The organism is Pseudomonas qingdaonensis, assembly GCF_018398475.1.
Taxonomy (GTDB): domain Bacteria; phylum Pseudomonadota; class Gammaproteobacteria; order Pseudomonadales; family Pseudomonadaceae; genus Aquipseudomonas; species Aquipseudomonas palmensis.
Window position 1 is genome coordinate 3,370,892 of record NZ_CP074676.1, and the last position, 26,146, is coordinate 3,397,037.

General features: G+C 64.8%; 21 protein-coding genes. 9 read left to right on the top strand and 12 right to left on the bottom strand.

What is annotated here, in order from left to right; translation table 11 throughout:
• Positions 1–11: 11 nt before the first annotated feature.
• Genes KH389_RS15305 through KH389_RS15330 form a run of 6 tightly spaced genes read right to left on the bottom strand, consistent with a single transcriptional unit; the run spans position 12 to position 6,410 of the window.
• Complete coding sequence (locus KH389_RS15305) at positions 12–440, bottom strand: MarR family winged helix-turn-helix transcriptional regulator (RefSeq protein ID WP_043863016.1); 429 nt, start codon at positions 438–440, stop codon at positions 12–14.
• Positions 433–1,518 carry a uroporphyrinogen decarboxylase gene (gene hemE, locus KH389_RS15310; RefSeq protein ID WP_213605779.1) on the bottom strand — a complete coding sequence of 362 codons (1,086 nt, stop codon included), beginning with the start codon at positions 1,516–1,518 and terminating at the stop codon, positions 433–435. Before hemE ends, KH389_RS15305 begins: the two co-directional genes overlap by 8 nt.
• A 27-nt stretch (positions 1,519–1,545) precedes the next feature.
• Complete coding sequence (rpe, locus tag KH389_RS15315; RefSeq protein ID WP_043863018.1) at positions 1,546–2,232, bottom strand: ribulose-phosphate 3-epimerase; 687 nt, start codon at positions 2,230–2,232, stop codon at positions 1,546–1,548.
• A 12-nt stretch (positions 2,233–2,244) separates the two neighbouring features.
• On the bottom strand, positions 2,245–3,171 hold the full coding sequence (locus KH389_RS15320) for an alpha/beta fold hydrolase (protein WP_043863019.1): 927 nt from the start codon (positions 3,169–3,171) through the stop codon (positions 2,245–2,247).
• Positions 3,172–3,229: 58 nt separating this feature from the next.
• On the bottom strand, positions 3,230–4,807 hold the full coding sequence (locus tag KH389_RS15325) for a class I adenylate-forming enzyme family protein (protein WP_213605780.1): 1,578 nt from the start codon (positions 4,805–4,807) through the stop codon (positions 3,230–3,232).
• Positions 4,794–6,410 carry a phosphopantetheine-binding protein gene (locus tag KH389_RS15330; RefSeq protein WP_213605781.1) on the bottom strand — a complete coding sequence of 539 codons (1,617 nt, stop codon included), beginning with the start codon at positions 6,408–6,410 and terminating at the stop codon, positions 4,794–4,796. Before KH389_RS15330 ends, KH389_RS15325 begins: the two co-directional genes overlap by 14 nt.
• Before the next feature lie 451 nt (positions 6,411–6,861).
• On the opposite strand from KH389_RS15330, the gene ccoN reads away from it, so the two are divergent.
• Positions 6,862–8,289 carry a cytochrome-c oxidase, cbb3-type subunit I gene (gene ccoN / locus KH389_RS15335; protein WP_116054531.1) on the top strand — a complete coding sequence of 476 codons (1,428 nt, stop codon included), beginning with the start codon at positions 6,862–6,864 and terminating at the stop codon, positions 8,287–8,289.
• A gap of 10 nt (positions 8,290–8,299) precedes the next feature.
• Positions 8,300–8,512, top strand: a complete 213-nt coding sequence (locus KH389_RS15340; protein ID WP_054915446.1) for a hypothetical protein — start codon at positions 8,300–8,302, stop codon at positions 8,510–8,512.
• Positions 8,513–8,784: 272 nt separating this feature from the next.
• On the opposite strand, the gene KH389_RS15345 is transcribed toward KH389_RS15340, so the two are convergent.
• Positions 8,785–9,867 carry an ABC transporter substrate-binding protein gene (locus KH389_RS15345; protein ID WP_213605782.1) on the bottom strand — a complete coding sequence of 361 codons (1,083 nt, stop codon included), beginning with the start codon at positions 9,865–9,867 and terminating at the stop codon, positions 8,785–8,787.
• A gap of 228 nt (positions 9,868–10,095) precedes the next feature.
• Between KH389_RS15345 and KH389_RS15350 the strand changes: the two genes are divergently transcribed.
• Positions 10,096–11,754, top strand: coding sequence for a nitrite/sulfite reductase (locus KH389_RS15350; RefSeq protein WP_043859916.1), 1,659 nt, complete (start codon positions 10,096–10,098; stop codon positions 11,752–11,754).
• On the top strand, positions 11,738–12,232 hold the full coding sequence (locus KH389_RS15355) for a DUF934 domain-containing protein (protein WP_043859917.1): 495 nt from the start codon (positions 11,738–11,740) through the stop codon (positions 12,230–12,232). Before KH389_RS15350 ends, KH389_RS15355 begins: the two co-directional genes overlap by 17 nt.
• A 53-nt stretch (positions 12,233–12,285) precedes the next feature.
• Here the strand turns inward: KH389_RS15355 and KH389_RS15360 are convergent, their stop codons facing one another.
• Both KH389_RS15360 and sohB read right to left on the bottom strand, forming a co-directional pair.
• Positions 12,286–17,208 carry an NEL-type E3 ubiquitin ligase domain-containing protein gene (locus KH389_RS15360; protein WP_213605783.1) on the bottom strand — a complete coding sequence of 1,641 codons (4,923 nt, stop codon included), beginning with the start codon at positions 17,206–17,208 and terminating at the stop codon, positions 12,286–12,288.
• A 69-nt stretch (positions 17,209–17,277) separates the two neighbouring features.
• Positions 17,278–18,294 carry a protease SohB gene (sohB, locus tag KH389_RS15365; RefSeq protein WP_213605784.1) on the bottom strand — a complete coding sequence of 339 codons (1,017 nt, stop codon included), beginning with the start codon at positions 18,292–18,294 and terminating at the stop codon, positions 17,278–17,280.
• A gap of 197 nt (positions 18,295–18,491) precedes the next feature.
• On the opposite strand from sohB, the gene KH389_RS15370 reads away from it, so the two are divergent.
• The 5 genes from KH389_RS15370 to KH389_RS15390 all read left to right on the top strand — a co-directional run bounded on the left by KH389_RS15370 (position 18,492) and on the right by KH389_RS15390 (position 22,563).
• Positions 18,492–19,202, top strand: a complete 711-nt coding sequence (locus tag KH389_RS15370) for a histidine phosphatase family protein (protein ID WP_213605785.1) — start codon at positions 18,492–18,494, stop codon at positions 19,200–19,202.
• Positions 19,203–19,257: 55 nt separating this feature from the next.
• Complete coding sequence (locus KH389_RS15375) at positions 19,258–19,575, top strand: SCP2 sterol-binding domain-containing protein (protein ID WP_043859921.1); 318 nt, start codon at positions 19,258–19,260, stop codon at positions 19,573–19,575.
• 178 nt (positions 19,576–19,753) lie between these two features.
• The gene (locus tag KH389_RS15380; RefSeq protein ID WP_054915451.1) at positions 19,754–20,821 is read left to right on the top strand and encodes a phosphotransferase family protein; all 1,068 of its coding nucleotides are present in this window, start codon (positions 19,754–19,756) and stop codon (positions 20,819–20,821) included.
• A 28-nt stretch (positions 20,822–20,849) separates the two neighbouring features.
• On the top strand, positions 20,850–21,617 hold the full coding sequence (locus KH389_RS15385) for an SDR family oxidoreductase (protein WP_043859923.1): 768 nt from the start codon (positions 20,850–20,852) through the stop codon (positions 21,615–21,617).
• Positions 21,618–21,783: 166 nt separating this feature from the next.
• Positions 21,784–22,563, top strand: a complete 780-nt coding sequence (locus KH389_RS15390) for a TSUP family transporter (RefSeq protein WP_043859924.1) — start codon at positions 21,784–21,786, stop codon at positions 22,561–22,563.
• Here KH389_RS15390 and nudC read toward each other — a convergent pair.
• From nudC to KH389_RS15405, 3 genes are all read right to left on the bottom strand, one after another.
• The gene (gene nudC, locus KH389_RS15395; protein ID WP_058541138.1) at positions 22,531–23,361 is read right to left on the bottom strand and encodes an NAD(+) diphosphatase; all 831 of its coding nucleotides are present in this window, start codon (positions 23,359–23,361) and stop codon (positions 22,531–22,533) included. The genes KH389_RS15390 and nudC overlap by 33 nt on opposite strands.
• A 30-nt stretch (positions 23,362–23,391) precedes the next feature.
• Positions 23,392–24,204, bottom strand: coding sequence for a crotonase/enoyl-CoA hydratase family protein (locus KH389_RS15400; RefSeq protein WP_043859926.1), 813 nt, complete (start codon positions 24,202–24,204; stop codon positions 23,392–23,394).
• Between the two features lie 134 nt (positions 24,205–24,338).
• Complete coding sequence (locus KH389_RS15405) at positions 24,339–26,138, bottom strand: glycoside hydrolase family 15 protein (RefSeq protein ID WP_213605786.1); 1,800 nt, start codon at positions 26,136–26,138, stop codon at positions 24,339–24,341.
• Positions 26,139–26,146 lie beyond the last annotated feature (8 nt).

Sequence of the window (26,146 nt, forward strand, 5' to 3'; positions counted from 1 at the left end):
ATGGGTGCGGGTCAGCGCAGGCGGGTACGGATCCGGTGGCACACGTTGAGCACCTGCTCCACCTCGCCCTCGCCCAGGTCGATCTTGCACGCCATGTTGCTGAACACCTGCGCCGCCTCGGCCTTGAGCTCACGGCCCTTGTCGGTCAGCAGCAGGTTGCGTCGGCGTCGGTCGCTGGGGTCCAGGTACACGGTGATGAACCCCGCATCCGCCAGGCGCTTGACGATTGGCGTCAACGTGCCCAGGTCGAACAGGGTGAGCTCGCTCAAGGCGCTGATCGACACATCATCCTTGCCCCACAACCCGGCCATCACCAGCAGTTGCGGGTAGGTGACGCCACGTCGCTTGAGCGGTTCGGCATAGTCCCGAACCATGGCGTTGGCTGTCGAATACAGCGAGAAACACAGCATCTTGTCGAAGTCGAACGTCGGGTCAAGCATGCACACCTCCCGCGACGCGGCTGTAGTGATGCACCGCGTCGACCAGTACTGCAACCGCCTCTGGCGAAGTGGCCGGCGAAATGCCCTGCCCCAGGTTGAACACATGGCCGAAACCGGCCGCTGGTGGTCCGAACGTCTGCAGGGTGCGTCGCACCTCGCGGCGAATGCTCGCCTCGTCTGCCAGCAGCACGGCCGGGTCGAGGTTGCCCTGCAGCGCCACGCAGTTGCCCACCAGCTGGCGTGCCAGCGCCAGGTCACACGTCCAGTCCAGGCCCAGCGCATCGGCGCCGCTGTCGGCCAGCGGGCTGAGCCACTGGGCGCCACCACGGGTATGCACGATGGAGGGAATGCGCACCCCATGCTGGGTCTTGTGCAGGCGCGCCAGCACTTCACGCAGGTAATACAGGGAGAAACGCCGATAGGCAGCGTCGGCCAGCACACCGCCGAAGCTGTCCACCAGCATCACCGCCTGGGCGCCGGACTCGATCTGTGCATTGAGGTCGGCAGCCACCGCGTGACCGAGCACCTTGAGCAACCGGTGCAGCAGTTCCGGGCGACGGTAGAGCATCTTCTTGATCAACTGGCAGTCGCCCGGCGGGCCACCCTCGACCATGTAGCAGGCCAGGGTCCAGGGGCTTGCGGCAAAGCCCACCACCGGCACCTTGCCCTCCAGTTCGTGACGCACCTGGGCGAGGGTCTGGTAGGTGTGCTCCAGCGCCTCGGGTTCGGGTACGCGCAGGCGCTCGATGGCCGCCTCGTCACGCAAGGGGTGACGAAAGCGAGGGCCATCGCCGTTCACGCAGTACAGGCCCAGCCCCATGGCGTCGGGCAGGCTGAGCATGTCGGCGAACACCACGGCGGCGTCCAGGCTGAAACGGCGCAGCGGTTGCAGGCTGGCCTCGGTGGCCAGGTCCGGGCTCTTCACCAGGTCCAGGTACGAGCCGGCCCTGGCACGCAGGGCACGATGCTCGGGCAGGTAGCGGCCGGCCTGGCGCATCAGCCAGACAGGCGTATGCGCCGTGGGTTGGCGCAGCAAGGCCTTGATAAACGTATTATTGTGCAAGGACGGGTAACTCATGCTGGTTCGCGAAATTCACTGCACAGCTCATGACTGGCGCCGCGGGGCGGCATCGGCAATCGTGCTGCGCAAGGCGTGGAGCGTGGCGCGGTAATCGGGCTGGGAAAAGATCGCCGTACCGGCCACGAACATGTCGGCACCGGCCGCAGCGACCTGGCCGATGGTGTGAAGGTTGACCCCGCCATCCACTTCCAGGCGGATGTCACGGCCACTGGCATCGATCAGCTTGCGCGCTGCTTCGATCTTGGGCAAGACCGCCGGGATGAACGACTGCCCGCCGAAGCCGGGGTTGACCGACATCAGCAACAACAGGTCGAGCTTGTCGAACACATACTTGCATTCCTCCAGCCCTGTTGCCGGATTGAAGGCCAGGCCCGCCTTGCACCCCAGATCCTTGATCAGTTGCAGGGAGCGGTCCAGGTGAACGGTGGCCTCGGGGTGAATCGAGATGTAGTCGGCACCCGCCTCGGCAAATGCCTGGATCATCGGGTCCACGGGGGTGACCATCAGGTGCACATCCAGCGGCGCGGTGATGCCGTAGCTGCGCAGCGCCTTGCAGAACTGCGGCCCCATGGTCAGGTTGGGTACGTAGTGGTTGTCCATCACGTCGATGTGGATGACGTCGGCACCGGCAGCCAGAACCCGCTCGGCTTCCTCGCCCAACCGGGCAAAATCGGCCGCCAGCATCGACGGGGCAATCCAGAACTCTTTCACACGCCTACTCCGTTACTCATTGGCTATTCGTCGCACCGGGCCCTGCTCGTTTTGCGCAAGGGCGGTGTTGATCTGTGCGATCAGGCTGTCACTTGCCGCTTCGAGATGAAAATGGTGCCCGCCATCATGCCAGTGCACACGGCTGGCCCAGGGCAACGCTTTTTTGCGCTTGTCGAATTCCGGGCCGGCAAACAGGCCCTGGCGCCCGAGCATCACATGCAGCGGGCAACTGATCTGGCGCAGGAAGTCGCAGGCCTGACGCTCGGTCAGCTGCATCGGTTCGGGCAGCACCAGCCGCGGGTCGTGACGCCAGCGGTAGCCATCCCCCACGCTGAGCAGGTCGCGCATGGCCAGCAGGCGTGCCGAGGCCGGCGAGAGCAGGCCGTCGATACTGTTGCGCCGCTCGTTGACCGCCGCCTCGACGCTGCTGAACTGCACGCTGTCGGGGGCCGAGAACCCATGCAGGCGGGTGCGCAGGGCCAGGCGCATCAGGCGATGGGCCTTCTTCAGGTGCTCCACGGTGTCTTCTTCGGCGATGGTGAACGGAGCGCCCATGCCATCGAGGAAGATCATGCTGTCGATGGACTTGTTCATCGCCCCCAGGATCGACGCGATACCGCTGCCCATGGAATGGCCGATCACCGAAAAGCGCTTCCAGCCCATGCACTCGACCAGGGTATTCATGTCGTCGGCATGTTCCCACAGATAGTAGCCACTGTCGGCACGCCGATGGTCCGAGCGTCCATGCCCGGCGAGGTCCGGTGCCACCACGAAGCAATCCTTCAGGTACGGCGCCACCTGTTCGAACGAGGCGGCGTTGTCCAGCCAGCCATGCACGGCCAATACCGGATGAGCCCCCTCCTCGCCCCAGACCCGCAGGGCAAACGTCTGCCCGTTGACGTCCAGGGTCTGGTCCCTGCCTTTATTGCCAAGACGCATGTAGATACTCCCTGCGTAAGCACTGTTTCGAGGTAACGGGCAACACCCGCAGCGCCTGTCAGCCGGCGGCCGCCAGCTGCGCCGAGCGTGCCGTGTGTTGCAACTGCTTGAGGTCGAACTTGCCGTTGGCGGTGCGCGGCAAGGTGAGCTCGATACTGATTGCCAGTGGCACCTTGTGCGGCTCGAGCCCGGCGCGGCAGCGTTCGAGCAACTGCTCGGCGCTGAGCGTGACGCCCTGGCTCAAGGTCACGAAAGCCCACAGCCCTTCGCCGGCCGCAGCATCCTCGACACCGACCACCGCTGCCGCGTCGATGCCTGCCATGGCATAGAAGAAGTCTTCCACTTCCGCCGGGCTGACCTTCATGCCGCGGGACTTGATCACGTGGTCCATCCGGCCTTCGAAATACAGGTAGCCGTCTTCGTCCAGGTGGCAGTAGTCGCCGGTATGCAGCACGCTCTCCCCGGGATAGGGGCCGGGCTTGAGCTTTTTCGCCGTGGCCTGCGGGTTGCGCCAGTAGCCGGCCATGACCGTGGCGCCGCGAATCACCAACTGGCCCACCTGGTGGGCCTGGTCGATGCGCTGGCCGTGCTCGTCGATCAGCCACAACTCGGTGTTGGGAATGGCGATGCCGACGCTGCCCGGCTTGCTGTCGATGTCCTCTGGCGGCAGGTAGGTGCAGCGCTTGCACTCGGTCAGGCCGTACATGGAGAAGATCTGCGCCTGCGGAAACAGCGCCTTCATCTGCGCAATGTGCGGCGGCTTGAGCGCCGCGCCGGTATTGGTGACCATGCGCACGTGCTCGAAACTGGCGTTGCGCTTGCTCGCGTACTCATGCAGCAGCATGAGCATGGTGGGCACGAACGGGATGACCGTGATCTGGTACTGGCGGATCTTCTTGATCAGGAAGATCGGCCAGGTGAATTCCTTTTCCAGTACCAGGGTGGCGCCCGCGCTCAGCGCCATGATCATCTGGTACAGGCCATAGTCGAACGACAGCGGCAACGAGCAGAGCACGTGGTCGCTGTCGTTGTAGCCCAGGTAGGTGTGCAGCGACGACAGCGCCGCGAGCATGTTGCGATGGGTCAGCATCACGCCCTTGGGCTCGCCGGTGGACCCGGAGGTATAGATGATCGCGGCCAGGTCCAGGTCCAGCGTGCCGCAGGGCACCGGAGCTCCGTTGCCCTGCACCAGCACACCCTCGAAGGTGCGTGTCAGCGCCGAGTCGGCCTCGCCGTCCAGCAGCACGATGGTGCGCAGGTACGGCAGGCTCGGGGTGTCCACCGACAGGCTGGCGAACTTCTCCGAGGTGGTGATCAGCACCGAGGCCTCGGCGTCCCGCACGATGTAGTCAAGGCCGTCGGCGTGGGTCTCCAGGCCGACATTGACCACCACGCCACCGGCCTTGAGCACACCCCAGAAGGCACAGATGGTTTCTACCCGGTTGCCCAGGCACAGCACCACCCGCTCCTGACGCTGCAGGCCACAGGCCTGCAAGCCCGAGGCCAGCCGCGAACTGGAATCGTCGAGGTCGGCATAGGTGTAGGTTTCATCGGCATAGATGACTGCCGCCTTGCGCGGGTACAGGCCGTTGCTGGCCTCCAGTACCTGCTGCAGGAGCACGCTAGACCGGCTCATACTGTACCTCTGGCTGGCCTTGCGAGGCGGTTTCGGGGGCGTTCTGGCGGTTGGCGTCGATGTACTGCGCCAGCGTCGTCACGGTATTGAAGTGCCCGGGGGCAATGGTGTCGGGGTTGACGAAGAAGCCTTCGATCTCGTCCTCCAGGCTGACCAGCAGCTCCATCGAGGTGAGCGAGTCGAGCCCCAGGTGGTCACGCAGGTGCGAGTCGGCACGCACCTCGGTACTGGCTGGCAGCTTGAGCACCACCCGCAGGATCTCGATCAGTTGCGCCTGCGTGGCGCCGCTGGCCGTCACGCCGGGTGCGCTGCTGGCGACAGGTGCGCTGGCCGGGGCGGCGAGCATGTCGTCCAGCGCCACGTCGGCGTGGCTGTCGCGGATCTCCAGCGCGGTCTGACGGGCCCTGGCCAGGAACAGGCGGCCGTGGCTGACGATCACCTCGGCCGGGTGACCATGGCTGTGGAACAGGGTGGGCGAGGCCGTGGGGCCATAGGCACCGGAGGCCGTCACCGCCAGCAGGTCGCCTTCGCTCAGGGTCTCGATGCGCACGTCACGCCCCAGCAGGTCGTCGGGGCTGCACAGCGGGCCGGAGATATGGTACTCGCGCAGCGGTGCGCCATTGCTGCCGGTGGCGTGCACGATGCGAAAATTGCGCTTGAGCACCTGGCCGCTGCCCGCCGCGGCACCGTGGCAGTTGGTGCCGCCGTCGGTCACGGCGAAGGTCTTGCCGTGGTTGTGCTTGATGTTGTCGACGGTGACCAGCAGCGCGCCGCATTTGCCGGCCACGAAACGGCCGGACTCGACGATGATGCGGGTACGCGGGAACTGGCGATGGAAACTGTCGAACAGCGGGGCCAGCAGCTGCTTGAGCTGACGGGTGTCGAGTTCCTTTTCGTTCTCGTAGTACTTGATGCCCAGGCCGCCGCCGACGTCGACCATGCTCAGGTCCAGGTCGTAGCGAAGGGTGAGGTTGCGGTACAGGTCGAGGATGTAGCTGGCATTGTCATACACCGACTGGGCGTCGAGGATCTTGGTGCCGTTGTAGACGTGAATGCCCTTGATATGCAGGTTGGGCAGCGCCAGGTACTGGCCGAAATTGGCCACTGCGGTGTCTTCCTCGATACCGAAGTGGGTCGGGCGCCCGCCCATCTTCCAGGGCGAGCCCGAGGCCGAGAAATTGGGATTGATGCGAATGGCCACCGGCGCGGTACAGCCCAGCGAGCCGGCCAGGGCAGAAAGCGCGCGCAGTTCGGTTTCGGATTCGACGACGATGGCGTACACCCCCACTTCCAGCGCCCGGCGGTGTTCCTCGGGCTTCTTGTAGGGGCCCAGGAAAATGATGTCCTGGGGTGCAACGCCCGCCTTCAGGGCGATTTCCAGCTCGCCCAGCGAACAGACCTCGGTGTTGCCGCCGTACGAACGGATCAGCTTCACCAGCGACAGATTCGGATTGACCTTGAGCGCGTAGAAGATATCCACGCAGTCGGGCAAGGCGTCGCGCAGTTCATTGAAACTGCTGCGCAGCACCGCCTCGTCATACAGGTAGGTAGGCGTACCGAATGTCGCCTTTGCCTGGAGGACCAATTCTTTGGAAAGCTTCATCTGTTGCTCCCTTCGTTATTATATTTTCCGGTGCCGAATGCGTGCGCGGGATGCGCACCTGCGTCGTCCCGTTAGCCCTGGCGCGTTAAGTGTCGTATCGGATCGCGCAACGCCTGCAACAACGACAGAAAGCCCCTGCCTGCAAAACTTTGCGCGCAAAGTTTGTGAAATTCTCTACTGCGTTTCGCGGTGATGTCAAGATAATTCCAATGGACCCTGGCTGCGGCCGATGGTCACCCCGTTGACGGCGATTTAGGCCGCATAACAGCGTTCAAATGTCGCACCTGTTACAGATCAGTAGCGCTTTTGCCCAATGAATACAGGGCTTTTATCTGATCCGTATATAAGGCCTGTTTCTGAGTCTGTTTTGTCTGCGGCAGGCTTTCTAGAGTCAGCGCCTGTGCTCGTCCCGTCGGGGGGTGGGCTAGGAAGGAAACGCGGATAAACAGCCATGAGTACTCATCAACAGGCACAGGCCTACAACTACAAGGTGGTCCGGCAGTTCGTGGTCATGACGGTGGTGTGGGGCATCGTCGGCATGGCCATGGGCGTATGGATCGCCTCGCAACTGGTCTGGCCGGAGCTCAACCTGGACCTGCCCTGGACCACCTTCGGCCGCCTGCGCCCCCTGCACACCAGCCTGGTGATCTTCGGTTTCGCCGGCAGCGCGCAATTTGCCGCCAGCTACTACGCGGTGCAGCGCACCTGCCAGGTACGCCTTTACAGCGACTGGCTGACCGCCTTCACCTTCTGGGGCTGGCAGGCGACCATCGTGATCATGCTGCTGAGCCTGCCCCTGGGCCTTACCACCACCAAGGAATACGCCGAGATCGAATTCACCGGCGCGGTGTGGATGGCAATCGTGTGGGTGGCCTATGGCGTGGTGTTCTTCGGCACCCTGCTGCGCCGCAAGGGCACGCACATCTATGTCGGCAACTGGTTCTTCGGGGCCTTCATCGTGGTCATCGCGATGCTGCACGTGGTCAACCACCTGTCGATTCCGGTCAGCTGGTTCAAGTCCTACCCGGTGTACGCGGGGGCCACCGATGCGATGGTGCAGTGGTGGTACGGCCACAACGCGGTGGGCTTCTTCCTGACCACCGGCTTCCTGGGGATGATGTACTACTTCGTGCCCAAGCAGGTCGGCAAGCCGGTGTATTCCTACCGCCTGTCGATCGTGCACTTCTGGGCGCTGATCACCCTGTACATCTGGGCAGGCCCGCACCACCTGCACTACACCGCCCTGCCCGACTGGGCGCAGTCGCTGGGCATGGCGATGTCGATCATCCTGCTGGCCCCGAGCTGGGGCGGCATGATCAACGGCATGATGACCCTCTCGGGCGCCTGGCATAAGCTGCGCAGCGACCCGATCCTGCGTTTCCTAGTGCTGTCGCTGGCGTTCTACGGCATGTCGACCTTCGAAGGGCCGATGATGGCGATCAAGACCGTCAACGCCCTGTCGCACTACACCGACTGGACCATCGGCCACGTGCATGCGGGTGCGCTGGGCTGGGTGGCGATGATCACCTTCGGCGCGCTGTACCACATGATTCCCAAGGTGTTCGGCCGCGAGAAGATGTACAGCACCGGGCTGATCAACCTGCACTTCTGGCTGGCCACCATCGGTACCGTGCTGTACATCGCCTCGATGTGGGTCAACGGCATCACCCAGGGCCTGATGTGGCGCGCCATCAACGACGACGGCACCCTCACCTACTCGTTCGTGGAGGCACTGGTGGCCAGCCACCCGGGCTTCATCGTGCGCTTCGTCGGTGGCGTGTGCTTCCTGAGCGGGATGCTGCTGATGGCCTGGAACACCTGGCGCACGGTACGCGTGGCAGACCCGAAACTGGCACTGGACAACGCGCAGATGGCGTAAGGGGCAGCGAATGAACGGCTGGGCATATGGGTTGTATTGCGTGACCGGACTGGTGTTCTTCTACCTTATCACCAGCGCCTGCCTGAGGCGCCATAGCGACCAGGTGGATGACCAGGCAAGCCTCATACCCTTTGCCGATGACCCGGTGGTGGCGCGCCGGGTCGAGCAGGCCATCGGGCGACCGGTGCCTGCCGAGGCACCGGAGGCTTTGCTGAAGGCTTGAGGGTGGTGCTGTACCGGCATGTCCGCAAGAGCGGGTTGATTCGCTCTTGCGGCTTGGCCTATTGGTGACTGACCCAGTAAACCGCCGTCACGACCACCAGTACAATCAGGCAGAGTATCGCCCACGCATCGACACTGCTGTCCGGCTTGCTTGCCTTGCTTGGATTTCCCATTGCATTGCCTCTTGTTGTGGTTATGGGAATGCACTGCACCTGATGCAGTTAAGTCCAGCAATGCCCTTTGCTCAAGCAGGGTTTTTGTACAGCTCGTCGGTTAGTAGTCCATCGCGTCCTTCAGGAACGGGTATCGATACCCTGGCGCCTTGCCAACGGCGCTGAACCCCTTGAAATCCAGCCCATAGTCGCCCTGCTGTTCAAGCGTGAGCCAGCGCCGCGCCTTGACCGCATCGATCAGCTGAAGCACCGGCACCGGCCGCGGCCGGGCGAGCAACTGACCGATCGGCACGCCCTGCGCATCATCGTGCAGCAGCACCATGGCCCACCCGCCCAGAGAAAAGTGCCCGCCCATCAACACGCTCAATCGACCCTCGATTCGCGCCTGCAGGGCCTGCGGCGAACTGTTCACCGCACTGAACATCACATCCCGGCCCGGCACCCGCCCGGCCTCCTCGAATGCCTGCATCGCGCCGAACGCCATCTCGTCATTGGCCGACCACACCAGCTGCGTACGCGGATAACGCGCACCCAGCAACTGCGCCTGCTCATAGGCGCGCTGGCGACTCCATTCCCCATACACCAGCTGGCGCAGGTGCACGCCGGGCAACTCGGCCAACGCCCGGTGCATGCCCTGCTCACGCAACTGCGCTGCCGGGGTGTGCTTCAACCCAGAGAACGCCAGCAGGTCCACGCCCTGCTCTAGGGCAGCGGGCGGCAACTGCTCGACCAGCGTCTTGAGCATGCGGTAGCCGGCCTCCTCGTCGTTGCCGGTCAGGGTGCCGAGGACCGGCGGATAACGGTCCGGATACTCGTGCACCTGGCGCGCCTGGTCGACCGTCAGGCCGTTGTTGACCAGAAACAGCCTGACCCCGCTGCCGCGCGACAGGCGGATGATCTCCGGCGCCACGTACTGCTCGTTGACCAGCACCAGGTAGTCCGGCCGCTGCGGCCCCTGGAGCGCCTGTCGCGCCTGATGCAGCACACGCTGGCGATCACGCCCGCTGTACTCGACACGCAGGGACATGCCCAGGTTCTGCGCGGCGCCTTGCATGAAACGCGAGTAACTGACCCAGAAGGTCTCGTCGGCATTGCCCGGATTGAGAAACACCACCGAGGCCGCCTGGGCGCCACTCACCAGCGACAGGCCCAGCCACACCGACAGGCACAAGGCCTTGAGCATTCGAGTACGCTCCTGCAACGCAAAGCGCCGAGTATAACCGCGACGGCACGGGCAACGCTCAGGTGACAGCCAAACGCTAGCCAGTCTCACTTAGTCCATATAGTTCTTTTCATATGCAAAAACATCACTTTTGCGCATAAACGCAAACTGCTATCTTGCCTCGGCTCCGCCCCGGAGTGCGCGGCCGTGCGCGCGATTAGCTGCAAGCAGCCTGAGAACAGGACCCCTATGTACGTATACGACGAGTACGATCAGCGGATCATCGAGGACCGCGTCAAGCAGTTCCGAGACCAGACCCGACGCTACCTGGCCGGTGAGCTGAGCGAAGAAGAGTTCCGCCCCCTGCGCCTGCAAAATGGCCTCTATATTCAACGTTTTGCCCCGATGTTGCGGGTAGCCGTGCCCTACGGCCAGCTGACGTCGCGCCAGACCCGGATGCTGGCCAAAATCGCTCGCGACTACGACAAAGGCTACGCGCACATCAGTACCCGGCAGAACGTGCAGTACAACTGGCCTGCCCTGGAGGACATCCCCGAGATCCTCGCCGAGCTGGCCACGGTGCAGATGCACGCGATCCAGACCAGCGGCAACTGCCTGCGCAACGTCACCACCGACCAGTTCGCCGGCGTTGCCGCCGACGAAGTGATCGACCCGCGCCCATGGTGTGAAATCGTGCGTCAGTGGACCACCTTCCACCCCGAGTTCGCGTACCTGCCGCGCAAGTTCAAGATCGCCATCAATGGCTCGGCCAGCGACCGTGCGGCCATCGAAGTGCACGACATCGGCCTGGAGCCGGTGCACAACGCGGCCGGTGAACTGGGCTTTCGCGTGCTGGTCGGCGGCGGCCTGGGCCGTACCCCGGTGGTGGGCGCCTTCATCAACGAATTTCTGCCCTGGCAGGACCTGCTCAGCTACCTGGACGCGATCCTGCGCGTGTACAACCGTTACGGTCGCCGTGACAACAAGTACAAGGCGCGCATCAAGATCCTGGTCAAGGCCCTCACGCCGGAGGTGTTCGCCCAGAAGGTCGACGCCGAAATGGAGCACCTGCGCGGCGGCAGCACCACCCTGACCGATGCCGAAGTGCATCGCGTGGCCAAGCACTTCGTCGACCCCGACTACCTGGCGCTGGACAACCTCGACAGCCAGCTGGCCGAGCTCGACCAGCAGCACCCGGGCTTCGCCCGCTGGCGCACGCGCAATACCCTGGCGCACAAGAAGCCGGGCTATGTGGCCGTTACCCTGTCGCTCAAGCCGACCGGCGTGGCGCCGGGCGACCTGACCGACAAGCAGCTGGACGCGGTGGCCGACCTTGCCGAACGCTACAGCTTCGGCCAGTTGCGCACCTCCCACGAGCAGAACATCATCCTGGCCGACGTCGAGCAGCGCCAGCTGCACGCGCTGTGGCTGGAGCTGCGTGAAAACGGCTTCGCCACGCCGAACATCGGCCTGCTGACCGACATCATCTGCTGCCCGGGTGGCGACTTCTGCTCGCTGGCCAACGCCAAGTCGATCCCGATCGCCGAATCCATCCAGCGCCGCTTCGACGACCTGGACTATCTGTTCGACATCGGCGAACTGGACCTGAACATCTCCGGCTGCATGAACGCCTGCGGCCACCACCACGTCGGCCATATCGGCATTCTCGGGGTGGACAAGAAGGGCGAGGAGTTCTACCAGGTGTCCCTGGGTGGCAGCGCCAGCCGCGACGCCAGCCTGGGCAAGATCCTCGGCCCCTCGTTCGCTCAGGACGACATGCCGGACGTGATCGAGAAGCTGATCGATGTGTACGTCGAGAAACGTACTGAAGACGAGCGCTTCATCGACACCTACCAACGTATTGGCATCGACCCTTTCAAGGAGCGCGTCTATGCAGCGAATCATTAAGGGCAACCAGATCGTCGACGAAACCTGGCACCTGCTGCCCAAGGACGTCACCCTGGACGAACTGACCAACTGCGACGACTACATCGTGCCGCTGCACCTGTGGCGCGAGCACGCCCATGCCCTCAAGGCCCGCGACGGCGGCCTGGGCGTGTGGCTGGATGCCGACGAGGAAGCCGAGGAAATCGGCGATGACGTGGCCAGCTTCCAGGTCATCGCGTTGAACTTCCCGGCCTTCACCGACGGGCGCAACTACTCCAATGCGCGCCTGCTGCGTGACCGCTACAAGTTCACCGGCGAGCTGCGTGCCATCGGCGACGTGCTGCGCGACCAGCTGTTCTACATGAAGCGTTGCGGTTTCGACGCCTTCGCCCTGCGGGCCGACAAGGACCCGGTCGAAGCGCTGCAGAGCCTGCAGGACTTCTCGGTGACCTACCAGGCCGCCACCGACGAGCCGCAGCCGCTGTTCCGTCGACGCTGAACACCGCCCCATGAAAAAGGCCCCTTGCGGGGCCTTTTTTTGTGGCGTCGAATTTACAACCGGGTGACCTGGTCAGGCACGCTGTTCCAGATTTCTGCCGTCAGCGTCTCCAGCAACTTTTTCTCCTCCTTGGCCAGGTTGGCTTGCAGTACGTGGCTCTGGCGCAGGTACGCCGCTTCGGTGATGTGCCCGGCATCGGCATCTGCCTGCAAGGCCTCCATGCGGGCATGCAGCGGCTTGGCGATGCGCTGGTAGCGCTCGGCATACTGCACCTTCAGATAACTGACCCAGAAGTCGCGCTGGGCAATCGAAGCCTTGAGCACTGCCGGCGTCTCGCCCTCTTCGATCTCCTTCTGCGCAGCCTTGATATCGGCATCGCTGACCTGGGCAGTGGCTCGGTAGCGCATGGTGTTGGGCTGCCCCGGCAGCTCGAGCGGCTCGGTCAGCGCGGTACGGTAAGCCAGCCGCACTTCGACCTCGTCCACCACCGTGCCAGCACGCACACGTGCATCGATGACCCGTTGGGCAATCAGCTCGACCTGCTCCAGACGATACAGCCCACGCGCCAGCTTCATCAGTGACCACTCGGCACCCAGCTGGCTACCCAGCGCCAGGGCGTGGTTGATCAGCACCTGCACCTCAAGCTGGCTGAACACCAGGATCACCGCATCGCCACAATTGCGCACGCTGTCCAGGGTCTGCAGTACCTCCTCGCGCAGCGCCGTGTTGGCGCTCACTGCCTTGATCAGCGCCCACACCCGCTGCTTGAGGTCGTCGTAGGTCTCGCGAAAATCGGACGTCTCCCCCAGGTCATCGAACAGCCGGAACAGTTCGCCGGTGCCCGGTTCGGCCTTGAGCGCATCCCACATCGCCTGCAGTTCGGCCGCCTGCACCGCATCTGCACCGGCAAGCCAGGCCGTGGCACCAGCAGCCATCGGCTCGGGCGCAAAATGGACGCGCAGGTTCGGCGTCACGCCAAAGCTGATACGCGTGCGCTGACGATAGACCGTCAGCCTGACCTGGCTGTCGGCATCGATCGGGTTGCCGTGCAGGCTGGTGACCCGATTGATCCTCAACACCCGATCGACACGCTCGGCTGAGGGCGCCAGCACGTCCTGCGGCACCACCTGAATGTTGTTGGCGCGCAGGTCGACCTCTTCGAGCATGTCAAGGTCCATCAGGCCGGTCGGCCAGGTACTGATGCCCGTGTGCTGCAGCCTGAGCCCGCGCAGGTCGACCAGGGTCGAAACATCGGGCGCGGTTATCAACGGGTTATGGTCCAGGTTGAGGATTCTCAGGCGAACCAGTTTGGCCAGCACCGCATTGGCAGCAGCATCCATGACCAGGCTGTTGTAGCTGAACGTCAGCCGGGTGATGCGCGGTATGGCTTCCAGCGCGGCAGGCAGGGTGCTGAACAGGTTGTTGGAAAGGTTGAGCCAGCGCGTATTGGCAAACTGCTCGACAAAGGCTTCGGGCAATTCGCTCAACTGCATGTCGCGCATGAACAGCGACGCCACATGGCTGAAATCGGCACTCAGAATCGGCAGACCTTCAAGGCGCGTCTCCGACAGGTTGAGGGTGTAGCCGACGGTTCGCCCTTCAAAGGTTACCACCGGGCTGGTCTGGCGCCGCCAGCAACGCTCGATGCGATCGGCCGCCACCTCCCGGTGGCGACGGGTGGCGAAACTCACGGACTGATCGTTGCGCCAGGCGGTCAGCTCATCGATCAGCTTGAACAGTTCCTGGCGACGCCCCTCAAGCTTGACCAGCAGCTCCTCCTCACTGAGCCCCTCGCCTAGCTCCTGCAAAAAGGCCTGCACCTCGTCCACCGCCAGGTCGGGGTACAGCGCCCGGACCCTCTGCATCGGCGTCTGCGGCCTGCCGAACGGGCGCCGGCCACTGAGCGGATAACCGATCTGGCCATCGAGCATGCGCATTGGCGGCTTGAACCAGCGCGTGCGCGGACGCACGCCGATGCTGCTACGCACCGCAGCCGTATCCTTGGCGGCATTCTCGGCCAACATCAGGCGCAACGCGTCGGCCTGGTTGATGTTCAGGCCCAGCAGCACGCGCTCGCTGTCGGGCAGCGCATGCAGCATGGCGGCGCACAACGGCTCCACCCCGCCCAGCGCGTTATGCTCGCTGTCATAAGCCTGATAGCCTTCGTCCAGCCGCGCGAGAATACGCTTGGTGCCGGTGGCCGTGCTGCTCCCGACCGCCTTGAGCTCATCGCCCCACGGGCTGCCCTCACGCACCTGCAACAGCACATCGCCAGACCAACCCGGCAAGGCCTGCAACTGGTCCATGGCAACCTTCAGGCAGTCCAGGCGATCGGTGTAGCCCAGGTAGAGGCCCTCACGGGCACGCACCACGCGCGCCTGCTCCACCAGCCAGCGGGCCTGTTCGGCCAGGCGCAACGGCACCCGCGGCGGGTTGGCGGTGAGCTGCGCTCGCTCGCTGACGCTGGCACTCTCGACCAGCTCTCTGGCCTGCCGCCACGCCAGCCCGGCAAACTGCTTGCGTACCACCGCCATGCCCGCCACCTCCTGCACCGGGTCGGCGCGGTAGAGGCTGTCGAACACCTGGCTGCGGTTGACGCTGGCGTAACGGGCATAGGCTTCACGCAATTGCGTCAGGCGACCAGCCTCGGTCCTGGCCAGGTAGGGGCCGAACAGGGCCTTCTCTTCCTGTTCGGTCAAGCCCTGCAGCAGCGTTGTCAGGAAGCGACCGTCGACCAGTTCCTGGCGCGTGATCGACAGGGTCCGGTTGTCGGCGCTCAGCGGCGTACCGTACTCCTTGACCAGCTGCCCGTCCTCCATCACCCGCACCAGCACGCCGGCCGGCCAACCCGGCATGCGTGTGAGCAAGGCCAGGGGCAAGGCATCGAGCTCGGTGGCCAGTGGTTGCCCGTCGCGCATGGCCGCAATCACATCCGCCACCCTGCGGCTCATCTGCCAGCGCACCAGGCTGTCGCCGAGCAACGCCGGCAAAGGCTCGTTGTTGCTGTGCAGGCGGCGCAGGCGTGCCTCGTCGATGCCGGTGATGGCGGCCATGTTCAGCAGGTCCTCGTCACCCATGCCGTCCACCAGATGGCCCAGGCGCCGCCACAACATCAGGCCTTCCCACTGCTGCGGGTCTTCGGCCTCGAGGCGCCAGGCCCCGGCGCCGTTGTGCACCACCGGCGGCTGGTAGGCGTCATCGCGAGGATGGCGGACCTGGTACTGGCCCGCTTCGGTGCCGACCACCTCGTAGGCGCGGCCCTGCACACGAATGTAGGTCTTGTCGCCCACGCTGTAGCGCCCCTGAAGGTCCGGCACGACCCCCGACAGATCGACATCCGCGGCATAGGGCTCCAGCTGCGGCTTCCACAGCCGGTACTGCCCGTTGGCCAGCCTGATCTGGATCGTGCCTTCCAGCAACTCGCTGCCCGGCCCGACGGCCAACGGCTTGAGGGCAAGCCCCAGGCCCACGGCGAATGCAATATTCAGTGCCACCGACTGCAGATGCGCCATGGCCAGCTCGCGATCACCCACCTCCCAGTCCTCGATGCCCTCGACCACCTCCCCGATCAACTGGCCGGCCGCCACCACCGCCATCACCTCCCCCAGCCCGGGTACGAAGAAGGCGGCGCTGTTGAGCACGTTCAGACCGATGCTTTCCCAGTACGCCAGGCGCGCCTCGCGGGCCGCTTCGTCCGCGTCGGCACTGGGCACGGCCAGGTGCCGCGCATCAGCCTTGGCCTTCTCGATCAGGCGTCGATGCTGCAACTCGAACAGGTCTTCTTCCACACGGTGTTCACGCAGGTACAGGTCCGCCTCCAGGTTGGGCTGGCGCTCCAGCAGCCCGTGCTGGCCATCGACCAGGTGAAACAGATTGCTTTCCAGCAGCCCGAAGAAGCGCTCTTCATCGGCCCGTGCCACACAACCGCGCATGGCCTGCTGATAGGCGGGCGAAATCAGGTTGATGCGCAGGTCGCGCTTGAACGCCTCGATGCTCGGATATTCCTTGAGCGGGTACAGGGGCGCGCCAGGCACATACACCAGCACAGGCTCGGTCTGCTCGCTGAGCAGGCGGTCGGCACTGGCCACCCAGATACCGGACAAGCCAATGCCGAACATTTCCAGGGTGCTGAACACCAGGGGCTTGCCGTTGTACTGGGCGGCACCGGTGCCATCGAGCCAGCCGAGCAAGGCGCTGCGGGCAGCCTCGCCAATCTCGCCCTTCATCGCCGCAATCCAGGTGCGCACGCGCAGGCGCGCCTTGTAGGCCTCGATGGACTGCCGGCGAACCCGATCATGGGTGGCCGGCGCCTCGTACACCGCAGCCAGGTGCTCCTGGTACTGCTTGCCCAGGTCCAGCTCATGGCACACGCGGGCAAAGTCGCGCGGGGCCACCGCCAGCTTGCTGCTGTAAACGTAGCGATAGCGCGGCGCGTGCTCGCTGCCAGGTACCAGCGCCATGGAAAATGCGCCCTTGGCCGCCAGGGCCGTACCGTCGTCGAATTCGGCATCCCGGGCAAAGTTCTGCAGCGCCGCCTGCAGCAGGCTCTGGCGCCTGGGCACCACGCGTACCAGCGCGCCCAGCAGTTCGGTGTCGTGGGTGACGTGCACGAATTCGTGGGTGTTGACGTCGTCGTCGCGCTGCAAGTCGCGCTTGAGCCTGGCCTTGAGCAGCGGCTCGGCGAACTCGACGATGCCTTTGAGGGGGCGCAGGGTACGCGCCAACGCGTCGGCGCAGGCGCGGGCGCGCTGCTGGCAGGCGAGCAGTGCCTGGCGCTGGTCCTCGCGGGCATTGCTGAACCAGGGCGCCGGCGCATCCCCTGCGCCCTGGTGCTGTTCGGCGCCCCAGGGCCGGCTCAGGGCCGCGAAACTTGCAGGGGTGGAGTGCTTGAGCCAGTCAGGCATGCGCTGATGGATGAAGGGGCCATGCGGCCCCGGGGTGACATAGGTGTCGGTGGAATCGGTGGGAGTGGTCATGATGGTCCTCGGGGTAGATTGAACCCCAAGCAGACCCCATCATGACGCAGGTGAAGTGCTACATATTGCTCAGCGCCAGCGGCCCAGACGGCTCCACAAGCCCACCAGGGTGTTCTCGATGGAGGCGCTGGCAGCCAGGCCAACGCGCTCCTGCAGGCTCTTGCGTTCGGCAAAATGCAGGTGATACAGGTTCGAATCGAGAGCGCGTTCGCTCAGGTATTCGTCACTGGTGCGCAGCTCGTCCACCAGTTGCTTGTTCAATGCCGCCACCCCCAGCCAGACCTCGCCGGTGGCCACCTCATCGATGTGCAACTGCGGGCGGTAACGCGAGACGAAATCCTTGAACAGCTGATGGGTCACGTCCAGGTCTTCCTGGAACTTCTCACGGCCCTTCTCGGTGTTTTCGCCAAACACGGTCACGGTGCGCTTGTACTCACCCGCCGTGAACACCTCGAAGTCGACATCGTGCTTTTTCAGCAGGCGGTTGACGTTGGGCAACTGCGCCACCACCCCGATGGAGCCCAGAATGGCGAAGGGCGCACTGACGATCCTGTCACCGATGCAGGCCATCATGTAGCCGCCGCTGGCCGCCACCTTGTCGATGCACACCGTCAGCGGCACGCCGGCCTGGCGGATACGCGCCAGCTGCGAGGAGGCCAGGCCGTAGCTGTGCACCATGCCGCCACCGCTTTCAAGGCGCAGTACCACTTCGTCCTTGGGCGTGGCGAGGGTCAGCAGCGCGGTGATTTCATTGCGCAGGCTCTCGGTGGCCGAGGCCTTGATGTCGCCGTCGAAATCCAGCACGAACACCCGCGGCTTGTCCTCGGGCTTTTTCTTCTGCTGCTTGTCGCGCTTGGCCTGCTGCTTGCGCAGGGCCTTGAGCTGGGCCTTGTCGAGCAGACCCGACTCCAGGCGCTCGCGCAGGTCCTTGTAGAAATCGTTGAGGCGAGTCACGTGCAACTGCCCCCCGGCCTTGCGCCGGCCCTTGCCGCGCAACCCGGCAATGGCCGACAACACCACCAGGAGCGCGATCACCAGGGTCGCGGTCTTGGCCAGAAAGCTGGCGTATTCAGCAAGAAAATCCACAGTAGCTCCTTAACATGTCTGCGCCCGTACGGCGCCAAACGTGGCCCAAGCATACCGGCGCGGCCACGCCTCCACCAGCGTGGGCAACGCCCCGAAACGCAGTTCAAACGACCTTTTCAAACGCTTGTATGTTTTTTCGTTGACAGGCCGCCATCGGCCACCTACCCTCGCCAGAACCTTCACTCCAGGCATACGACGTGGGCAGCATCTACCTCATTCGACATGGCCAGGCCTCCTTTGGTGCCGACGACTACGACGTGTTGTCGCCGACCGGCATTGCCCAGAGCGAAGCACTGGGCGATCACCTCGCCCAGCTGGGCCTGCGCCTGGATCGCTGCATGGCCGGCGACCTGCGCCGCCAGCAGCACACCGCACGCCTGGCCCTGGCCCGCCTGCAGGCTGCCGGCAGCGCGGTACCCAGCCTGGAAACCGACCCTGCCTTCAACGAATTCGACGCCGACGCCGTCATCCGCGCGCTGCTGCCCGGCCTGCTGCCGGACGAGCCCGAGGCGCTGCACATCCTGCGCAATGCCCGCGACAACCGCAGCGAGTTCCAGCGCCTGTTCGCCCTGCTGGTGCAGCGCTGGCACGGCGGCGAGCACGATGTCGACGGCCTGCAAAGCTGGCAGGGCTTCGTCGCGCAGGTGCACGACGGCCTGCAACGCCTGCTGCGCGAGGCCGGGCAAGGCGACAACATTGCCATCTTCACCTCCGGCGGCACCATCACCGCCCTGCTCCACCTGATCACCGGCATCACCCCCAGCCAGGCGTTCGCGCTGAACTGGCAGATCGTCAACACCTCGCTCAGCCAGCTGAAGTTTCGTGGCCGCGAGGTGGCGCTGGCTTCCTTCAACAACCAGGCCCACGTGCAGTTGCTGAGGGTGCCGGCGCTCATCACCTACCGATGAGCACCGGCCTGTTGCGGCCCCAGGGTCGCTTACATCACTTAATAAGGAATACACCATGACCGACGTAGCTAAAGCCGTTCAAGCCATGCAAGAGAAGTTCAACCCTGCCGCCGCTGCCGGCCTGGACCTGGTGTTCGGCTTCAACATCACCGACGAAGACAAGCACTTCTCGCTGATCGTCAAGGACGGCACCTGCGACCTGCAGGAAGGCGAAAACCCTGACGCCAACTGCACCCTGGTGCTGGACAGCGAAACCCTCAAGGGCATCGTCAGCGGCGAAACCGACGGCATGCAGGCCTTCATGGGCGGCAAGCTGCGCGTCGAAGGCGACATGATGCTGTCGATGAAACTCAGCGAGCTGTTCCCGGCCTGAGCCTTGCGCTGATGCCGACCAGAACCGAAGCCTTGTGCTTCGGTTTTTTTTCGCCCGGCATCAGGGGTGGTGATCGTGGTGCAACACGCTGGCCTATAACACAGTCAAACACTTGTTCGGTTTATCCACGAGAATTAGATTAAACAATAATCAGCGACTTTCAGAATAAGGGAAAAGCATGACGCTCACCGACCAGTCGACCCAGGTTCGCCCCGGCGAAGAACTCGATGCCGCCCTCATCGACCCTTATCTCAAGGCCAGCATTCCGGGCCTGAGCGGCACGCCGGTGATCAGCCAGTTCCCCGGTGGCGCGTCCAACCTCACCTACCTGCTCAGCTACCCGGACCGCGAGTTCGTGCTGCGCCGCCCGCCGTTCGGGCAAAAGGCCAAGTCGGCCCACGACATGGGCCGCGAGTTTCGCATCCTCAACCAGCTCAACAGCGGCTTCCCCTATTGCCCCAAGGCCTACGTGCACTGCACCGACGAATCGCTGATCGGCGGCGAGTTCTACGTGATGGACCGGGTCAAGGGCATCATCCTGCGCTCGGACCTGCCCCCCGAGCTGGGCCTGGACAGCCAGCGCACCGAAGCCCTGTGCAAGAGCTTCATCGACCGCCTGGTCGAGCTGCACCAGGTGGACTACACCGCCTGCGGCCTGGCCGACCTGGGCAAGCCCGAAGGCTATGTGCAGCGCCAGATCGAAGGCTGGAGCGCACGTTATGAAAAGGCCCTGACCCCGGATGCACCGCGCTGGGAAGCGGTGATCGCCTGGCTGCGCGAGAAGATGCCGGCCGACCACCCACGCCCCGCCATCGTGCACAACGACTACCGCTTCGACAACGTGATCCTCGACGCCGACAACCCCATGCGCATCATCGGCGTGCTGGACTGGGAAATGACCACCCTCGGCGACCCGCTGATGGACCTTGGCAATACCCTGGCCTACTGGATCGAAGCCGGCGACCCTGCGCCCGTGCAGCTGATGCGTCGCCAGCCGAGCAACGCACCGGGCATGCTCACCCGGCGCCAGTTCGTCGACTACTACGCCGAACGTGCCGGGCTGCAGATCGACAACTTCGACTTCTACTACACCTACGGCCTGTTCCGCCTGGCCGGCATCGTGCAGCAGATCTACTACCGCTTCTTCCATGGCCAGACCCAGGACAAGCGCTTCGCCCAGTTCGTGCACATGAACAAGCTGCTGGAGCATATGAGCCTGCAGGTCATCGGCAAATCCACGCTCTGACGCCCTACAACTACAAGGAACCCGCCCCATGTCCAAGACCCAGTTGTTCGACCTCGACGGCAAGATCGCCTTCGTGTCCGGCGCCAGCCGCGGCATCGGCGAGGCGATTGCCCACCTGCTGGCCCAGCAGGGTGCCCACGTGATCGTGTCCAGCCGCAAGCTCGATGGCTGCCAGCACGTGGCCGACGCGATCATCGCCGCCGGCGGCAAGGCCACGGCGGTGGCCTGCCACATTGGCGAGATGGAACAGATCGGCGCGGTGTTCGCCGGCATTCGCGAGCAGTTCGGGCGCCTGGACATCCTGGTCAACAACGCCGCCACCAACCCGCAGTTCTGCAACGTGCTGGACACCGACCTGAGCGCCTTCCAGAAGACCGTCGACGTGAACATCCGCGGCTACTTCTTCATGTCGGTCGAGGCCGGCAAGCTGATGCGCGAAAACGGCGGCGGCAGCATCATCAACGTGGCGTCGATCAATGGCGTATCGCCGGGGGTGTTCCAGGGGATCTACTCGGTGACCAAGGCGGCGGTGATCAACATGACCAAGGTGTTCGCCAAGGAATGCGCCCCCTTTGGCATCCGCTGCAATGCGCTGCTGCCGGGGCTGACCGACACCAGGTTCGCCTCGGCGCTGGTCAAGAACGAAGCGATCCTGAACACGGCGCTGCAGCAGATCCCGCTCAAGCGCGTGGCCGATCCGAAGGAGATGGCGGGCGCGGTGCTGTACCTGGCCAGCGATGCGTCCAGCTACACCACCGGTACGGCGTTGAATGTGGATGGGGGGTTCCTGTCCTGATACCGCAAAGCGGGTCAAGCCCGCTCCCACAAGGATCACCGCTATTTCTGTGGGAGCGGGCTTGACCCGCGATAGGGCCCTGACAGGCACGCACCATCTCCTTTACCATAGCGCCCCTCAGGCGCAGCTTTACCGTTCTGCGCCCCAGTCGAATAAGCCCAACACCATGCCCTTCGAACTCAGCGTAGATCTCACCACCCTAGCCATTCTTGCCGCCGTGGCCTTCGTGGCCGGGTTCATCGACGCCATCGCCGGCGGCGGCGGCCTGCTCACCACCCCCGCCCTGCTCACCGCCGGCATGCCGCCGCACCTGGTGCTGGGCACCAACAAGCTCAGCTCCACCTTCGGCTCGGCCACCGCCGGCTTCACCTACTACCGGCGCAAGCTGTTCCACCCCGCACAGTGGCGACATGCCCTGGTCGGTACCCTGGTAGGGGCCTTCATCGGCGCCATCGTTGCCCATTACCTGCCCGCCGAATGGCTGAACAAGATGCTCCCGGTGGTGGTGTTCGCCTGCGGCGTTTACCTGCTGTTCGGCGGCACGCCCAAGGCGCCGCTGGACGCCGATGCGCCGATCAAGAAGAAGTGGCAACTGCCCCAGGGCCTGACCCTGGGTTTCTATGACGGCGTGGCCGGCCCGGGCACCGGCGCATTCTGGACCGTCAGCACCCTGCTGCTCTACCCCATCGACCTGGTCAAGGCCAGCGGCGTGGCGCGCAGCATGAACTTCGTGAGCAACGCCGCAGCACTGTCGGTGTTCATCTTCTCCGGCCAGGTAGACTGGGCGGTGGGCCTGGCCATGGGCTCGTCGCTGATGGTCGGCGCGTTCTTCGGCGCACGCACCGCCATCAGCGGCGGCAGCAAGTTCATCCGCCCGGTGTTCATCACCGTGGTGCTGGCCCTGACCGTACGCCTAGCGTGGCAGCACTGGTTCGGCCAGGCCTAGGCGGCGCGCCACGTACAGGTCGATCAGGTAACGCGCAATCGAGCGGCCCGCCGGCAACGGCGGCAGCGCATGCACGCTGAACCACTGGGCATCCTCGATCTCGTCGGCCTGCATCACGATCTCGCCGCCGGCGTATTCGGCATGAAAGCCCAGCATCATCGAATGCGGGAACGGCCAGCACTGGCTGCCCACGTACTGGAGGTTCTTCACCTCCAGCGCCACCTCTTCACGCACCTCGCGCACCAGGCAGTCCTCGGCCGACTCGCCCGGCTCGGCAAACCCGGCCAGGGTGCTGTACACGCCGGTCACGAAGCGTGGCGAGCGCGCCAGCAGTATCTCGTCGCCACGGGTGATCAGCACGATCATGCTCGGCGAAATGCGCGGGTAGCTGCGCAGCTCGCAGCCGGCGCAGTACATCGCGCGCTCCCACTGGATCTGCACCATCGCCTGCCCGCAACTGCCGCAAAAGCGGTGCTCGCGGGCCCAGGTGGCGATCTGCGCGGCGTAACCGAGGAGGGTATAGGTATCGGAATCGCCTTCCAGCATGAACTGGCGCAGGCCGCGCCAGCTGCAGCCCTGCGGCGCCTGTGCCGAGCGCAGTTCGAGCAGAAACACCGGCTGGCCGTCGAAGTGGCCGATGCCGTGCTCGCACACCACGTCCAGGTCCTGGCGCCTGAGCCAGTCCCGCGGGAACAGCGCGCCGTTGGCGTCCACCAGAAAGCCCTCGGCACAGTGGGCGACGGCCAGGCCGCCGGGGGTGTTGGGGTCCAGTACTGCAGTGGTCCAGCGCGCTGACATGTTGCGTTCCTTGAGGGTTCGCGACCGGGCTCAGTCGTCGAACTGCGGTTTCTGTTTGCTCATGCTGGCGGCCATCGCCACCCGCAGGTCGGTGGATTGCAACATGGCAGCATTCCAGGTGGCAATGTATTCCAGCCCGTCGTCGATGCGGTGATCGCGCATGTAGCTGAGCATCTCCTTGGTGCCGGCCACGGCAATCGGGGATTTGCCCGCGATCTCGGCGGCAATCGCAAAGACCCCGTCCAGCAGGCTGGCCTGATCGTCGAAGGTGCGGTTGACCAGGCCGATCTGGCGCGCCTCGTCGGCGCCGACAGTGCGCCCGGTGTAGGCCAGCTCGCGCAGCATGCCGTCGCCGATGATGCGTGGCAGGCGCTGCAGGGTGCCGACGTCGGCGGCCATGCCCATGTCGATTTCCTTGATCGAGAACTGCGCATCGGCAGCCGCGTAGCGCATGTCGCAGGCGGCGATCAGGTCGATCGCGCCGCCCAGGCAGTAGCCCTGGATGGCTGCCAGCACCGGCTTGCGGCAGGTATCCACGGCATTGAACGAGGCCTGCATCTGCAGGATCTTGCGCCGCAGCAGGCGCGCGTTGCGGCCTACGTCCTTGCCCATTTCGTTGGCCACCGAGGCCAGCAGCATCAGGTCGATGCCGGAAGAAAAATGCTTGCCGGCGCCGCTGATCACCACCACGCGCACCGCGTCGGTCTCGTCGATCCACTGGAAGATCTCGACGATCTCGCTCCAGAACGCGGCATTCATGGCGTTGATCTTTTCCGGGCGGTTGATCTGGACGTGGGCGATGCTGTTCGACAGTTCGACCTTGAACGCGGTGTAGTCGGTCACGTGGCACTCCTTGGGCTGACGCGGGATGAGGTGGCTGGACTATATCGCAGACCGTAGGCGGCGCTTGTGCCAAAGGCTGGGCTGTTGCTCCTGCACTGCAGGAGCCGGCCTTGCCGGCGAAGCGGCCGCCGCAGTCACCCGCAGCGGGCCCTGTCGCGCACCGGACACTGCGCCCGGTGCAGGTTCAGCGCCGTGTTGATGATGCCGATATGGCTGAAGGCCTGCGGGAAATTGCCCAGCATGCGGCCACCTTGCGGGTCGTACTGCTCGGCCAGCAGCCCCACATCGTTGCACAGCCCGCACAGGCGCTCGAACAACGCCTGGGCCTCTTGCTGACGCCCCAGCAGCACGTACACGTCCGCCAGCCAGAACGAGCACACCAGAAACGTACCCTCCCCCGGCGCCAGCCCATCGCAGCCGCTGTCGCTGTCGTAGCGGCGCACCAGCCCGTCATGCAGCAGGCGCTTCTCGATCTGCGCCAGGGTTGCCAGAAACCTCGGGTCGTCGGCTGGCAGAAAACCGGTCAGGGCAATCTGCAGCAGGCTCGCGTCCATCTCCTGCGAGCCATAGGCCTGCACAAAACAGCCCAACTGCGCATCGACGCCCTGCTCGCACACCTGGCGATGGATCTGCGCGGCCACCTCGCGGTAGTGCGCAGCCTGGGCCTTGCCCTCCTCGGTCGGCTCGCTCAGGCTGGCCGCCCGATCGAACGCCACCCAGGCCATCACCTTGGAGTGGGTGAAATGCTGCTGCGGCCCGCGCACCTCCCAGATGCCCTCGTCGGGCTGGCGCCAGATGGTCTCCAGGTACGGCATGATCACCCGCCCGATCGCCGCACTGCGCGGCAAGCGCGGCAGGCCGCCGCGCATGGCCTGACACAGCGCATCGGCCACCTCGCCATAGATGTCCAGCTGGTGCTGCACCGCCGCGGCATTGCCCACCCGCACCGGCTGCGAACCGGCATAGCCGGCCAGCCAGGGCAGCTCGTACTCCGGCAGCCGGCGCTCGCCGGCCAGGCCGTACATGATCTGCATCTGCTCGGGGTTGCCCGCCACCGAGCGCAGCAGCCATTCGCGCCAGGCCTGGGCCTCCTCGAAGTAGCCCAGGTTCATGAACGCCAGCAAGGTCATGGTGGCATCGCGCAGCCAGCAGTAGCGGTAATCCCAGTTGCGCTCGCCACCCAGGTGCTCCGGCAGCGAGGTGGTGGCCGCGGCCACGATGCCGCCGGTGGGTGCATAGGTCAGCGCCTTGAGGGTGATCAGCGAGCGCTTGACCCGCGCCGTGTGCTCGCCCACCTGCGGGCAGCGCGCAGCAAACTCGCGCCACTTGTGCGCGGTGTCCAGCAGCGCCTGCTCCGGCTCGAAGGCCGGCTGCAACGGCAGGTGCGATGGCTGGTGGCTCAGGCTGAAGGTGTGGCGCTGCCCGGCCTTCACGCTGAAGCGGCTGCCGGTATGGTGATCGCGTGCGTGGGTGCTTACCGTGCTGCGCAGGGTCAGGCGGTCCGGCCCTGCCACCGCCGTCAGGGTCAGCGGGTCGAGCTTCTCGACCCAGGGCACGCTGCTGCCATAGTCGAAGCGCATCACCAGGTCCATGTCGAAGGCCACCTCGCCCTCCAGCCCCTCGACGATGCGCAGCACGCTGTGGTGCGCGTCGTCCAGCGGCATGCAGTCGATCAGCCGCGCACGGCCGCTGGCAGTGACGAAGGTGGTGTGCAGGATCAGGGTGTCCTGCTGGTACTCGCGGGTTACCTCCAGCGGCGCTTCGCGCGGCGCGATCTGCCAGCGCCCGTTTTCTTCGTCGCCCAGCAGCGCGGCAAAGCAGGCCGGCGAGTCGAAGCGTGGAAAGCACAGCCAGTCCAGCGAGCCTTCACGGCCCACCAGTGCTGCGCTGCGGCAATTGCCCAGTAGTGCGTAGTCTTCGATGGCGCCCGTCATGAACCTCC